General features: G+C 43.8%; 4 protein-coding genes. 1 reads left to right on the top strand and 3 read right to left on the bottom strand.

Annotated elements, in window-relative coordinates; all coding sequences use genetic code 11:
* The 3 genes from Q4575_RS16200 to Q4575_RS16190 form a co-directional block, all read right to left on the bottom strand.
* Window positions 1-7,164 (bottom strand): PKD domain-containing protein (locus Q4575_RS16200; protein WP_303523518.1); only part of this gene is annotated, 7,164 nt, incomplete at its 3' end.
* Window positions 7,165-7,493: 329 nt separating this feature from the next.
* The gene (gene pbpC / locus Q4575_RS16195; RefSeq protein ID WP_303523517.1) at window positions 7,494-10,094 is read right to left on the bottom strand and encodes a penicillin-binding protein 1C; all 2,601 of its coding nucleotides are present in this window, start codon (window positions 10,092-10,094) and stop codon (window positions 7,494-7,496) included.
* Window positions 10,081-15,147 carry an alpha-2-macroglobulin gene (locus Q4575_RS16190; protein WP_303523516.1) on the bottom strand — a complete coding sequence of 1,689 codons (5,067 nt, stop codon included), beginning with the start codon at window positions 15,145-15,147 and terminating at the stop codon, window positions 10,081-10,083. The genes pbpC and Q4575_RS16190 overlap by 14 nt, the downstream gene beginning before the upstream one ends.
* Before the next feature lie 849 nt (window positions 15,148-15,996).
* Between Q4575_RS16190 and Q4575_RS16185 the strand changes: the two genes are divergently transcribed.
* Entirely contained in the window at window positions 15,997-16,236 is a 240-nt protein-coding gene (locus tag Q4575_RS16185) for a hypothetical protein (RefSeq protein WP_303523515.1), read from the top strand.
* The last annotated feature ends 6 nt before the right edge of the window (window positions 16,237-16,242 follow it).

Here is a 16,242-nt window from a genome sequence, read left to right as displayed (position 1 = left end):
TGTTTTCCCTTTGAGTAATACATCACCATTAATTGTGTGGTCGTCAACTAAGGCAAAGTCCTGAGTTTCTATAGTCAGTCCACCCATCTCATTGCCATACGTATAAAGCTCTGCCGCAACATAAATTGAATCAAAGACAATACCCATATCATTGTCTATTTCTAATATATTAAAATGTGAATTAGAAATTGCAGGGTCACTAAAACTAATTGTTTGTTGCTCAGACCCTGATAGTAAAACAGTATGCTCGCCAGTTGCTTGGAAGTTTTCATATGGGTAATATTTTTCAAGATAACTAACAACATCTGTTGTTGATGTACTTAACTGGGTAAAGTCACCTTTAAGCTCTAAGGTTCCGGCTGTTAGCCAATCACCATTATAGATATAATAAGATGATGATGAATGTGAATCAAAACCACCAAAACGACTGTCCATGTAAAAATCACCGTGCACCAACATATAGTCATCGCTATCGATCATTTTCAAAAAACCATCACTGAATGTATAACCCGACTCTGCGGTCTCATCCTGCTTTTGCATTCGGTAATCACCGCGCACAATTAAAGTGCCGCCATTTAGGTTTAGAATGCCACCTTCTTGAATGAAATCTCCGTCGATAACTAAGGTTTTACCTTCTAAATCGAGGGTTCCATTTTGTAATACAAGATCAGAGTTAATATGCAGTGACAATCGCCCAACAACGGTACTTTGAGTGCTATTATCAAAATGACACACCACGCCTGACGGTCTATACACGTTTCTTGTCACAACATCTGCGTCATCATCACCACAACTTAGTACTTCACTCGCTAAAATTAAGGCTTCATCTGCTACTGACGGCCTTTCGCTATCACTAATATAAACGGATTTAAGTAACTCCAATCCGTTGTATTCAGCGCGAATTTGCACATGATTGCCATTACGCGACATAGCATTAGCAACAAATAACCCCGATTGGTTTATCGAGCCACCAGATGAATCATCAACAGACCAAATATCTGCATCGTACAATGCAGTTGCATGGCCATTACCGGCCATTCTCAATTGATAGGTTTCAGCTGAATTTTCACTCATGCCACTTGGCCCGTAAATTTCAATATCATTAAAATTGATATTGGAATCGATATTGCTCAACAATACGTTTGCGCCTTCAATAGCAACACTAACAGCTAATTGCTGAACGACTGTGGATTGGCATATAAACGTAAAGCTTGTATCTGAAATACGTTGTTTATCAGAACAATCGGCACCTATGATATTTGCGTCGATTGAACTAGGTAAATGCTCACCCGAAATGGTAAATAACGTTGGGGTATAGATTGCAGTATGCCGTGGTGATATCGATGTAATACTCGGTTTTTCAACCACTTGGATTATCAACAAATCGGAAGAAGTATTACCAAGGCTATCCTCAATAACTAAGGTTATCACATGCTCACCAAGCGGTAATTCGTTGATGACCTGCACCGCCTCCGTACCACTAGATAGTGATTCAAGTTCTAATAACCACTGGTAACTCACAACTTCGTCGTCAGGTATGCTACTCAGAGACGCATCTAAAGTAATTGACGACTGTGCGTACACGATAAGATCTGCACCTGCATTGGCAAGTAACTCCCGTGAATTTATCTCGCCTTGAGTGACCTCTATTTGCAATGTCTGTTCAAGCTCAGTGCCATCTGACAAAGTAATCACCAATGACACCGTGTAATTGCCAACATTAAGATAGGTATGGGAATTTGATGTTGTATTTGTCGTCTCTAAATCGCTGCCGTCTCCCCAATCCCATGTAATGCTCGCCACCGTATTACCAGAGTCATCAATGGTAAATGTTCGACTGTGCCCGGCGTCTGAGCTCCCGTCATCAAGTACAGTCACCGGTAAGCCAATCGTTACTTTTAGATTTTCAGTATTCGGTAATGTTTCTCCCGTAGTAGAGTCCTTTACTTTAACGCTTATTGGGCCTAACGAACTCGCTGAACAACTCACTGTTAATGTGTTTATTGAAACCAGAGTGGGCACATTACAAAAACCTGAATCGCCAAAGCTAACCACCGACGATGAAGAAAATTGATTGCCAATGATGACAAATTCAGTGTCCTGATTTAACGTTGCTGTCACTGGTGATATCAGTGCGTCAGGACGATAAATACGATGAGCGTCAATAAAGTCGGACGGGTCAATAACACCATCTTGTTTCATCGTGGTAATACTTGCTGTTGCTACAGCCGCCGATATTGGTCGTGCGGTGGCATCTTCAGCGTTTGCATTGTTTCCAGAAAAATTGTTAAACGTGTCTCCCACGACATTGTAATAACCTTGACCATTATCCTGTGGGTACAGGTCGTTGAGGTTTATCTGATCACGCATTTCAAAATGCAAATGCGCGCCGCAACAACTAATTGCACTGCCTTTAGCAAGACGTGCAATTGGCTTACCTTTGATAACCGGATCACCAACTTCATAAGTAAAGTCAGTGGCCAATGCGCTAACTGTGGCGTCACTTTGCGGAACCTGATCTGAGGTAATATGACCGTACAAGCTGTAAACATTTGAACCATCAACTAAGGTATGTTTAATGACCATCACCCAGCCACCAGAGGATAAACTGTTATGAAAACTTCTTAATAAAACGACTTCCCCGTCCGCTACCGCATAAACCAAGGCACCATCGTCGTCACCGACAGAGTTCCTATTCCAATCTTCACCCGGATGAAGCCCACCGTTGACATAAAACTGGGCGCCGCTACTATTTGTCAGCGCGGTCCGTTCAATAAAATTACCCACATCACTGTAATTGTACCAACCGTCATTTTTACTGCTAATGGCATGCCCTGCACGATGATAACCGTCGACTGAAACCGTGCCAGATTCAAAGACTTCATTGGTTTCTGGGTCAATGTTTTCAGTTAACTCAATGGGTGTTCCGTTGTCCCAACCTTTGTTTCCGATTGGGTAGTCAAAGGTGTAAGCAATCGCGAGCTCAGGCTCGTTTACTGTCACCAATAAATTTTCTGCGCCCTCGATGATGTCACCACCATCTATCTGAGGTTTATCTTTAATATAAAACGGTAATTCTAATAATTCGGTATCTGGTATATCGCACGTAATAGTGGCTAAGTTAGCTGAAACAACCTTCAAGTTTTTGCAACTAGGAGATGAAAACAGCGAAACGGCCAATGTGTCAGGCAGATTTTCACCGGTAATGGTAAATGTTTGATATGGCTTTCTGGCAGTCACCACCATTGGTTCGAGGCTAATAAACGTCGGGCCAATATTTTGTACAACATCAACAACAATCTTGTGTGTCACAACATGTGACACATCTTTCGAATCAGTCACTGTGAGTGAAAAAGTAAATTCTGCTGATTCAGTCAGTTCAGGTACATCAAACACAGCAACAGCAGCGTTTGGTGTATTAAGAGCGACACTAGGACCTGAGGTTTGTTGCCATAAAAACGTTAGCGGCAGTCCCGCAGCATCATCTTCTAAATCGCTACTTTTAGCGCCATCTAACGTGACTTCTTGTTGTTCTTGAGCAACCAATGCTGCTTCAATAACCGCGACTGGCGGTTGATTTACCGGCTCGATATAAGGCACAACAACTTCGTAATACTCGGTGGTTGTTACATATAAGTTGTCTTCGACAGTGACACTAAAACGCAGAACCGTATCTTGTTGAACAATAGGCAAATAGATAGTGGTTTGTGAGCTACTTGGCGACTCTATCGTGGCGACGCTCGTACCTTCTTCTCGCCATTTATAGCTGATGATTTGGCCATCAGGATCGCTCGCTTCAACGCCTAAGACTAAGGTTGAAGCTTCTACATTATATTGCAAATTAATAATTTTGGCGGTCGGCGCTTCATTGGCGACATTTGGGTTGCCGCCCTCTTGTACCTCAACTAAATTAGGAATGCCGTCGTTGTCGGCGTCGTCTGACGCGTCGTTAACAAGTGGGTTAAGATTATATTTAATCTCGTCGCCGTCTAACATTTCATCGCCGTCGGAGTCACGATTGTTAGGCACGGTGCAGTTTTCAAATTCTTCGATATTGGTTAAACCATCGTTGTCGTCATCAGCAAGTGCTTGGCTTAAACCGTAACGATTTGCCCAATAGGTTGGTAATGAACTTGAATCGTCAGGGCTAAAATCGATAGATAAATCTTGGTATTGCCGCGCCCAACTTCCCAACCTGCTGTGTCCACCAAAACGTAAGTCGTAATCGGTTTTTGAGGTTAGTGTTGCCTGCGCGTAAAACTCGTTATCGCCATTGCTTGTGGTTGCCCAAATCGTATCGTTTGCAGCAAGTGGAAAACCTGCCCAGCCTATAGAGTCAGACTGCCACGCAATAGACGGTTCCGAACTAGAGAAGGGTTTATAAATTGGCGTAACCGTGGCTTTTAGCTCTATCAAACAGCTGTTTACGTTTAGTGGGTTAGTGATATCTTCTATGGCAATTGACGGAATTCCAATCACAGGGGTTTTGGCCATCAAGGTAATCGTTTTGTATTCGTCTTTATCTCGGCTCGGCCAGCCAATAATGGTTTTATCAAAAATCTCTAACGCGGCTCTGAGCTTTAACTCGGCACCAATGCCAGCGGCCATTTCAGTAAAACGATAATCTAATTGAGTATCTACACCGGTTTCTAAACTGGCTTCTGAACGATAATGCCCTTCAACTCCCGCCTCGGCATATAGATAGGGTTCAACAATGATCTTGCCGGTTGCCGCTTCGTAAAAAAACAACTCAAGCGATGGGATCAGTCGAACGTCGCCATAAACTTTCGCCTTGGCTTCCCCTTCAATTCGATATTTTAAGGTGGGATCAAAATGCGTTCTCGGATCCCAATTGCCGTTATCGTAGGCAAAACCCGTTGTGATGTTTAACGTCGACTCGAGAATATGACTGAGCTTAACGCTGCCTTCGGCTTTACCATTAATTTCTGCGTCGAGTTTAAAGTTACCTCGCACAATAATTGGCACGCCTCCGGGCGCAATGACCTTTACAAAAGAACGACTGATTAAGTTTTTAGAGCCGTGTAAGTCTTTAGAACCATCACTTTCGATGGATAACGTGGCATCAAATTTAGTGAGACCTTTTACAAATGCATGGGCTTTTACAAGCTTGCCGCTTTCGATATCAACTTTAATGTCGATGGTGGGCTCAAAGCTAAAATTAGTATCAGCGGTGAGTTTTACTAACGCGTCATTGCCGTCGCCATTAATCGACTCATTTGATTTTGTTTCAAGTTCGTAGCCGACATAAACGTCCACTTCTATTTTTAAAACATCATTACCGTCTAAAAAATCTACCTTATCTATTTTGGCTTCAAAAATAGCGGTATACGGTTCGTAGTTTTCAGTATCTATATGGTCTTTGCTAGGCACCCAACTAAACAGTAAATCGACTTTATCGCTGCCGTCACCGGCTTGAACTTCAGTGACATTCGCACCGTGATCATGGCTAGAGCCAAATCTAGGATGGGTAAATTTAACAAGCTTAAAATACTCTAAATCAAATTTGTCTTCGGTATCAAGAATAACCTGAGCGCTGACCTCAAATTGCGTTAATTTACCTGGCACGAACAACTTTTGTTTTGGCCCTTGCAGTCGCAAATTGTCTTCATCTAATTCTTGATATTCATCAGTTGTATTAGCGGCATTTGCCGCTTTAGCGTTTGCACTTTTTTGACCCGCAGCAGCCACTGACTTTAAAACTGGCACAACCGGTGTCACGACCGCCGCTTTTTCATCAACGATTGTCAGGCCTGATCTTACCCAGGTCGCCGACGAGACTTTTTTACCGCCAGAGGTGACTTGCTTTGATCTTACGCCGCGCTGGGCCAAACGGTTTTGACCCGCTGCAAGGTTGTCGTTTGACACATCGATCAGTTTTATATTGGTTGAAATATCGAGCTGTTCATAAACTTCATTTACTGCAGCGGCTTCCGTTTGCAAAGTTACGGTATCGCCATCGACAACAACTTCAGTCACCTTACGTAACATGCCATCGTTATCGGTACTTACCACAATGTCGCCGGTTGTAGGCGCGACTTCTTCGTTGGTTAATTGATAAGAAACTTCACTACTGGAAAAGCCTGCAGGGGCCACATTACTGACTTTTTGCGCCGTGTTTACAACGGTTTGTTTGGCCAATGTCGAAACCGCAACTTGCTTAGAAAACGCGCTGTTACCTGAATTATCAACCACCTCAATGATCACGTAATATTGGGTATCACTTACTAAGTCATCAACCGTAGTTGTAAATTGCTCAGCAATGGAACTATGTAATGTCGTCGCCGATGGCACAAAACCATTTTGGTCGCTCAGATGCACGTTATACGATAATTGCGATGCGTTACTGACATTATCCACCGCTTCCAACCAATCTAAGGTGATGGCTGTAATTGACTCTGCCGAAGCCGATACGATTTGAATTCCCGTCGGCGCGTCAGCGTCGTTTAATACATTGATTGAAACCGCTTTGGTGGTTGTTGCCCCATCATCATCGGTAACACTTAGCGCTAACTCAATTGCAACATTACCGGCAACATCGCCAATAGTGCCGTTTAAAACAGAGGAACTTGGATCATTAATAACAAAACCCGTGCCGTTGTCATTAGTCACCTCCCACAAAAAAGTTAATTCGTCATCATCCGCGTCTATGGCCACTGACGCTAGCGTAAACGCAGATAATTCACCGACCGACATGGTTTCATCTAAAGTGATAATCGGTGCATTATTTACTTTTTTAATTGTAAAACTAGACGACGCTTGCGCTGATGCGCCCTTAACATCGGACACTGTTACGGTAACGTCAAAAACACTGTCTTCTTTTACATCTGGGGCAACAAACTCAAGTTTGTTGGTATTTACATTCCCCAAATCCAAACTCAAATCGGAAGTAACGTTCCATTCATAAGAAAGAGATTGCCCTTCGGGATCGTTTGCGGTGGCATGTATTACAATGAGGTTGGGATTGCCTTCAACAACTTCTAATATGTCAGAACCGGCGGCACTGGAAGAGTCTAAAGCGATTGAAACTGTTGGACTGAGATTTTTAACATCTTGTTGTTTATCGTCTGACTTCCCACATCCAAAAACCGAGACTAGTAAAACCGATACAACAAATATTCGGAACAACTTACTACTTAAACCCATGGAAAATCCTTTTACAGATGTTAACAATTATAGAGAATTTATAAATGTAATTAGAAAATGGCGTGTACAAAACATCGATGTTGTCTGGGTTACAGCGTTATTTCATTTAACCAGAAAACAGAATGCTCAAATAAACAGCGCATCACTTTAACAATAAACAAACTGCTTTAATACTAATAAGTTAAGGTAATTTTTGAAAAAATGGACTGCTCGTGAATTTTTATTTACATGTAAAAGGTGGATGATGATCAAACAAAAATAGTACAAAAACTCGCTGGTGCACTGCAAGGTAAAAGAAGGCTGGAGCTAGAGAACGAGAAGACGAAAAACTACTGAACAAAAACCTCCACAACGTCGGTATTACCTAGCTCATCCTGCACCACAATTTGCTGTTTGCCGGTGCCAGTGAATACATGTTCCACCGAGGTATTTGGTCCAGTTTTATATTTGTATTTGCCGTTGATGTACCACACTCTATTGCCTGAGCCGCCAAGGCTTTTGAGCCAAACACTGGGGTGTTTTCCGTTTTGACCTGCTTTGCGAAACACACTGTTGTTGTCAATACCGGTAATTTTTAAGCTGGCGCTGGCGGTTATTTCGCTATTAATACACTGTGGATCGAGCCTTGGTATTACAGCCGCACGGCGATATTTAGCGTTTAACCAAGGTTCAACCACCTTTGGCCAAACAGCCACTTGCTCCACCTGCTTATTACTTACGTTACAGTCCATTGTCACGCGTTGCTCAGTTACGGGATTTACCCAATAAGTAAACAATCCACTTTGCCAGGTATCTGCATCAGCAACATGCCAGGTTGGCGGTACAACGTTGTCTATCACCCACGCTTTATATTGTTGATGACAAAAATCTGCGTTCTTGTCGTCTTTTGCTACGCCCAACGGCCAACAAATGGTTTGTTGTGTCACCGTTTCAGGTTGGCTTAGTCTATCGTCTGTAACACTGTTTGAATTAGGATCTGCACTGCCCTTAGCACTTATACTAGTACCGCCACTAGCACTTCCGCCACTTAAATACGGCTGCTGACTCTCGCTATCAAAGGCAATAGCAGTATTAACCCCTAAGCCACCAGCCAGTTGATCTGCAGCCATAAACAACAAAGGCCCAGCGGTTTTGCGGCCAAAGTGCCCAGGCATTGGCGTACCGTCGGGGCGGCCAATCCAAACCCCAATGGTATAGTCGTTATTTACGCCAATGGCCCATGAGTCGCGAAACCCATAACTGGTTCCGGTCTTCCACGCTAATGGTGAGTTTTCAATAATACTGGCGGTCGACTGAATGCTGTCTGGACGGTCAATATCCGACAACGTATTTTGAATGATCCACGCACTCGATGGCGATAACATCTGTTTTGTCACTTTAGGTTGCGTTAACTCGTCGGTGAGATAACGAAGCTCACTGACATTGCCTTGATTCGCCAGCGCGGTATAACTTTCAACAAGTTGCTCAAGCGAGGAACCAACGCCACCTAAAATCATCGACAAGTTTGGCTTATTATTGGGGATAACTAACGCTAAACCGGCGTTTTCGAGACGGGCGGCAAATCGATTGACACCAAGGCGTTCAAGCAAATCTACTGCGGGCATGTTTAACGAACGTTGCAATGCTTCTTCAGCGGTAACTGGGCCATTAAACGTACCGTTAAAATTGCCCGGGCGGTAATTCCCCCAATTGCGCGGTACGTCCGCTAATAATGAATGGGAGTGAATAAGCCCTTCATCCATAGCCATGCCGTACAAAAATGGCTTTAACGTCGAGCCCGGAGAACGTGTTGCCTGCACCATGTCGACATAACCAAAGTTATCTTCATTCGCAAAATCTACGGTGCCAATATACGCCTTAACCGCAGACGTTTTATTGTCGACCACTAAAATGGCCGCCGAACTTTGTTTTGGCATGTCACTCATATACGAGCTAATTGCGTCCTGCAAACTCTGTTGTAGGTCACTGTTAATGGTGCTTTTTACTACCGACTGACCATCTGAAAAAGCCAACAACCGCCGCGCGAGTAACGGCGCAAGTTGTTTAGGTTTAAAGTTAAAACTATAGACCTGCTCTAACATTGCATCGTCGACCACGTCTTGGGACCAAACACCAAATTTAACAAGCCGTTTTAGTACTTTGTCTCTTGCCCGCTGGGCGGCGTCATTATGAATATCGGGACGAAACCGTGTTGGGGCCTGGGGCAGTACCGCTAACAATGCAGCTTCTGAGTGCGTAAGATCATTGGCGGATTTATTAAGATAGGTGTAACTCGCTGCTTCAACGCCTTCAATTGTGCCGCCAAATGGCGCGGTATTTAGGTAGATTTGCAAAATTTGGTTTTTACTTAAATGCCATTCGAGTTGCAAGGTTCTTAATACTTGCTGCAACTTGCCGGTGAAGCTTCGATTGTGAGGATGCAAAATTCTGGCAACTTGCATTGAAATTGTTGAGCCACCAGAGACAATTCGGCCATTGGTCAGGTTTTGATATGTCGCCCGTAAAACCGCAAAGGGATTAATGCCTGGGTGAAGCCAAAACCAACGATCTTCATAGGTGAGTAATGCCTCAATATACAGCGGAGATACGTCAGATAACTCTATTGGATATCGCCAGATCCCGTTTGGATCGGCAAAGGTGCGCAGGGGACGATTGTTTTCATCTACGACGACTCGCGCAAAAAGGTTGTTGTTTTTAGGCAGGTTTAATGGATAAAGTTGATCTAACATTCCGACAAACATTAGACCCAAAACAAATACCGTTAATAGACGGAACCGCCCAATATACCGAGCAAAACGGCGCACGATTAACAATAAAAACGGCAGACCCGATATGTAAAGGTTTTGACCGCTTTTACCGTCTTGACTGTTTTGACCGTTAACGGGGGCAGTTGTTAACCTGCCCTTTGAATGTAAGTTACTTTTGGACAATCGTAATGGCCGAACTGGATTTGCCAATACCACGGATTTCCGGGCGATACATGTCTTCTACCAAAGGCGAAGGCACGTTATATGTTCCCGGCGTAACCGCACGAACCAGATAGAACAAATTCACCGTTTGGCGCTTGCGCACTTGCGCTGCGGCAACAAATCGGTCATCTCGGTATTCTTGATATTTGGTTGGATTGCGGTTAAGCCACTGTGCTATGGATTTACCATCTACTTTTATTTCATCGAGTTTAATTGCATGTTCAAGGTTTTGATTTTCAAGTTCAAATCCCGCAGGTAGTAAGTCGATAATTAACGCATCTGGTGTTCTTTGCTCAGCATTCACTTCTAATTGCACCAAAAACAACTCACCTACTTCGGCTTGTTTAAGGTCGATTTCTTGGCCTTTAAGGTTCAACCAATGACGCTGAATCGAAAGGCCATTGGCGCTTTCCTCAGGCGGTGTTTTACCATAACCGCTAATATTAATATTGGCTAACAATGGATGGGCAAACGCCGACTCAATGGATACCGAGTTTTTAATGTCTTCGGCCCCAAGTCGGGTTTGGAATCCGGAAGTCATGCTGAGCTTTGTGGTCGCCGAACCAATGATCAGATCAGCATTCCAGCTTTCACCGTCAAATTCTTTGAGGGCGATGCCCGCCAAAAACAGCGCATTGCGTTCCTGCGTACTAAGATACTGACGATTGATTAGCTGCTCGGCCAGCGTAAAGCTCAACGATATTGCCTTAGATTCGGCTATTTTATGGGTCAGCATTAGGTGGATCATCAAAGCCAAATCTCGAGTTTGGCTACCGTAATCGCCTAGGTATTGTTGTCGTTGTTTTGGCAAATTAGCTAGTGCATCTTCCATTAGTTGTTCGCCACGTCTTTTATCACCCATTTTTATCAGTGCAATTGCTAAATGCGTTTGTGATAAACCGGTTCGCGCGTAACGACTATTGTTGGTCGCCAAACTCCGTAATGTGCCCAACGGCACTTGATTTACTCGCGCCAATACGTAAGCTGCGTAAGCTTTGTAGGCAAAATGATAGTGGCCAGGATCGTTACTCCAACGTTCGTTATAAAAACGGCCACTACGCGCTAAATATTGCTGTAAACGCGTTAACGTATTTTTCAGCATATCCTCTGGGACAGCAAACCCCATTGCCCGAGCACTTAACAAAAAGTCGGCAACATATGCAGTTAACCAATGTTCTTCATCTGAGGTATTACGCCATAAACCAAAGCCGCCGCTGCTGAGTTGCAGAGATGCGAGTCGCTCAAACCCTTTGTTGATCATATCAACCCGTTTGCTTTCATCTATGGCGTTGATGCCAAACGCCTGTTGCACAACTGGGGTGGCAAATAATAAAGGATAAGCGCGACTACTGGTCTGCTCCAAACAGCCATATGGGTATTGTAAAAGCTGATCTAACTGGTTATTTAAGTCGATATTCGCAGACGGTGAAATGGCCACAGACGCCACAACGGTACTGTCGATGAGCGACTCAATGGCGGTTTCATCAATCGTGAAGCGTTCTCCATTGTTAAGTACTTTTTGCATATTAGTAAACGTTGCTGGGTAAGCCGGACGTGCGCCTAGCGTCCATTGACGCTGAATTGCTTCGGCAAGTTGGTCGCCGCTGACATTAAGCTCAAACGTTGCGACTCCCGTGTGGTTTGTTACTTCTATGTCGTAATGCAATGTGCGTTTTGCGCCATTGTCCAACACAATAGTCTGTGTGGTATCAAAAGCCTTAACTGGCGAATGTCTTGTTGTGCTTGGCTCTGCTTTTGGCTCAGTGCTTGGCTCGGCTTCTGCTCCAGCTTCTTCACTATCCTCCGGGGCTGTTGCAAATGTCACCTGCAATTCTTGACGTTCACCACTTAAGTTAGTTACATCCAGTGCGATGCGTGTTTTGTCACCTTTGGCTAAAAATCGCGGCATTGCAATTTGGGTTACAACCGGCGCGGCCACTGTGACTTCTTGTTCGCCATGACCAAATGCATCTGCTGAAAACGCCAAGGCCATGAGTTTAATTCGACCATTAAAGTCAGGTAGATTTACCGGGATCTGCGCTTCTAAATTTTCATCGAGTTTGACCAAGCCACTAAACAGAGAAACGATTTGAACGTCTGACTGCGGCGCATCGCCTCCGCGGGTTAAGTCGTCGTCACCACCAAATTTCATTTTGGCTTTTGTCGACTGGCTCATTTCAATCACTTTGCTGTATACGTCTCTCGAATCAACGCTGTAACGGCGTTGACCAAAAAACGCCTCAAACGGGTCCGGTGACTCAAAATTACTGACACTTAATACGCCCACGTCAACCGCTGCTAATGTCATAAATACCGATTGTTCGCCAACTGCGGTTAAGTCGGTTAAGCCCGTTAAACGGGGATCGGTGACTTTGACATTGACCGGCATAACTTTATTTGGCAATACCTTTTCTGCGACGTCAAACTCTACCGCTAACTGCCGCGACGCTCTGGCCAATGGCAGATGCACTAAACCAAAGCTTCGTTTTGGGGTAAGGGCTTTTAGTTTATCGCCAGGCTGCAATACCACAGCACTAATATAGATATTATGCTCCTGCCAATCATTCGCCACAGGAATAGTCACCGTCGCACCTTCGGCAGGAATAAATAAGCGGGTCGACCACAATGGTGTATTGCCTTCAACAATAACAATCGCTTCACCGGCCTCAGGTGGAATAATATTCACTTCAACGTTGTCGCCTACCTCATAGGCTCCTTTATCCAAGGCCATCGTGATCTTATCTGGACGCGCCGCACCACTGCCCGAACGACTGTTCTGCCAATCTTCATACCAATTCCAACCAGCGTAAAACTGTTTGCTGGTTAATAGGTTATCCGCAGGGTCACGCACTTCAATGCGGTAACGACCGTATGACACAGGGAATTCCACAGTCCCTAACCCGTTTTTGGCAATATCAACCGACCTTGTCAGCTCGGTAAACTCGTTGTCGTTCCATTTGTAATGCCAACCTTGTTGGTCGGAATAAACCCAAAAATAACGGCGGTCTTCTTTAATCAGTTTTACGTCGAGATTTTTTGCAGGGTGTTTGTCGCCATTAATTGAGGCTTTAACTAAGTCAAATCGAACCTTAGAATTGGCCTCTGGATTGTTGTCGCCAAAGTCAGCTCGAATTCCGATCATTTTATCACTTGGCCACACTAAGGTTGAATACGAACGCGATACCGGACGCCCGCCGGTTTCAAATAAACTGCTGATAAACTTAACATTTAGCGGACTGTGTAACTGCGACCAGTCGCCTTTATAATAAAGCTCACCAATGCCTTGTTCATTAAGTTGAATGTCGTCAAGTGACTCACGACTCGCGAGACCAGATTGTTTGATATCGCCAAATTCAAAGTCTGGCAAACGCTCTACCGGCTTACGCCACAGTGACACACTGACATCGGTAGACAGGCGATTATTAGACGCCGGTGCGCCAAACAGATATTCGCCTAAAACAGGCACTTTGATTTGTTGCCATTTGTCGACAACTTGCGTGGTATGTACGTCTTTTGGATTAAACGTCAGCTTTAAACGCTCGGGTAAAAATTCTTCTACTTTAAAGTCGTAAACAAACAACTGTTTGGTGATGCTTTCTACTTCAAAACGCCAATTGCCCACTTGTGCGCTGCTTGGAATTTGCCATTGGTAATGAAAATACCCCATATCATTGCCGTGCCATTTAAAGGATTTTATTTTGGCCCCCGTTGGGCTTTTAATCGACACGCTTAATATATCGGTTGCCACCAATTTTCCGTCGGCGTCCCGTAAAAGGCCATTGAAGTCAACAAACTCGCCCGGACGATATAAGTCTCGTGGCGCATAGATAAAGAGTTCCTGAGCTCGGTTAGCACGCATGCCTAAGTCAAAGTCGGATAAATCCAATGCCGGTTTATTAATTTCAACCACAGAAAAATGTTGCTTGTTTTGCGCGACGATAAGCGACGCGGATTTAAGATCGGTGGTAAAGGACGCTTCACCCGATGGGGAAGTTAAAACTTGTTGCAGTATTTCGCCCTTGTCGTTTACTAGCTGGATTTGCGCTTGTTCAATCGGTTTTCCGGTAAGCAAAGAAGAGGCATAAACATCAAGTTGTTGTTCGTAAAATCGCGCATGCAAACCAATATCGGTAACTGAGAACCACATCATCTGTTGACCGCTGTACGTTCCGGCCTTTGCCATAATTGCGAGATAAATCCCCGGCGGTTTTAGCTGTTGAATGCCTTCGATATCGATACTGCTTTTGGTGCGCGTATTTGGCTCGCCGTCAAACTCAAACCGACCTGAATAAACTAAGTCGGCAAACTGAGTAACACGCTCTATCCCCCAGTAATATTGACGGTGAGACATTTCTTCTAAAAAGCGCTGTTGGTCTTTTTCTCGCACTTGGTAAAAATTAATGTCGACGTCATTTACATTAACTGTAACCACAGGCAAGCCATTGCCTAACCCTTGAGTTAAAAACGCGCCACTGGTATCAAAATTAAAACTTGGCGTCACGCGACTTGTGACCACATCGGCATGTTGGGTTCGGAGCAAGCTTCGGTTATTAATCGCTTTAAGCCCTTGGTAAATGGTGACCTTGTATTTAACCTCTGGATCTACGTACGGAAACCAAATGGTTTTACCCGACTTAGCAATCACCCAAGCGCCGTCGACGGCCTTGCCATTTTGTTGGCTAATGCCAAAGTACTTTTGTAGATCTTTAGAAGGGTCGACCGGCACCGACAAGGTAATCGCAATTGAATTACGACCGTCTTTACTGCGCTCCGATACATCAAGAATTTTTAACGGCGCGTCTTTATAATCAATTAACGCCTGAGCCATATCCAGCGCGGCTTCTTCCTCGCCAATATCCGAAGAAGCAATGCCTTTATCGCCCTCAGAAACCGACTTTTCATCCACGCCACCCGCCGACGCAGCATTGTCATCATTAGAACAGCCCACCAAAACCAACTGAGACACAAACAACGCAGAGACAAAACACAACAAAGACCAAACATTAACTTTCATAACATTCCTTCGACAATTGGGGAATTGGTAAATAAAGTAGGATCAATCAAACCGCATTGAGTTTAATTAATTCTGGCTAAAATAAAGTTACAAATATCGGTATGTTAGGTAATTAAAACTGGGAAACAATATTTATTTAAAAAATGCATTAAAAAGGCAATATTCAAACCCACCATCGATATACAAAAAAAACACTTAATATCAGCAGTATAAAATCAAAAAAACAGAATAAAAACAATTTTAAACTTACCGCTACAGGATGGCGCGCATAAAAGGTAAAATAGCGCTGAGTTAGCTAAAAAATTGAGACCTTAAATGCCCCATAACGGCTCTACCGTTCAAGTAAAACGGCCCGCGAATTTATAGCCCTTTTAGCCGTACAACCTCTTGGCCATATTGCAGGTGTTGCCAACTCTACGGTGACATCGGTACAAACATTCATTTCTGTATTTATCGGTGGCTTGATTGGGTCCCACTATAACGGTACTTTTGGCCCGTTAGTGCTTGGCTTTATGGCCTGTGCCATGTCATCATTCTGCTTAGTTTTTATCGCCAAACAGCGCACTAAACGCACTAAAATAAATAGGACAATTACAAAAAAGCCGCTACATGGAACCAATGAGTGTAAAAACAGACGATGTAATCATATTCTGCTAGGTCAAACACGGCTGAAAGTTGTAAACGTTCAGTCAATTTAACAGTGACACCAGCTCGAACACCGATGACTTCCCTATTTTCAGTTTTCCTTCAAATGATAAAACGTCCAATATCTGGAAGTGAGCAATTGATAAATAGGGGTTTTTAGTCAAACATAGGCCATTTTTTTAATTTGCCAATGGTTACGAGAATATGAACTTAGCGATTCCCGCATCGCTGAAAGCAATATCACTAACAAAATCCTTAACAACAGCGTTAACAATGACACTAACATTAGTGTTGAGCTTTCCACTTTTAGCAACCAACGCGCCACTTACCAATAAAAAACAAATCTTCGCGGAAGTGACAACGTTGATCACCGAACACTACGTTGAAAAAGAACTATTGCCTAAAGTGCATGCCGCCATTTTGCAACAGGCCAGTTCAATCTAGTTTTTA

This window comes from Psychrosphaera sp. 1_MG-2023 (assembly GCF_030548245.1).
Taxonomy (GTDB): Bacteria; Pseudomonadota; Gammaproteobacteria; order Enterobacterales; family Alteromonadaceae; genus Psychrosphaera; species Psychrosphaera algicola.
The sequence above is the reverse complement of the archived record's forward strand: the minus strand, read 5'-3'. Positions and strand labels throughout refer to the sequence as shown.

What these genes read in the sequence shown, in the direction of transcription:
- Q4575_RS16190 (WP_303523516.1), bottom strand. Translation starts at nt 15,147, where the DNA reads ATGAAAGTTAATGTTTGGTCTTTGTTGTGTTTTGTCTCTGCGTTGTTT.
- Q4575_RS16185 (WP_303523515.1), top strand. Translation starts at nt 15,997, where the DNA reads ATGAACTTAGCGATTCCCGCATCGCTGAAAGCAATATCACTAACAAAA.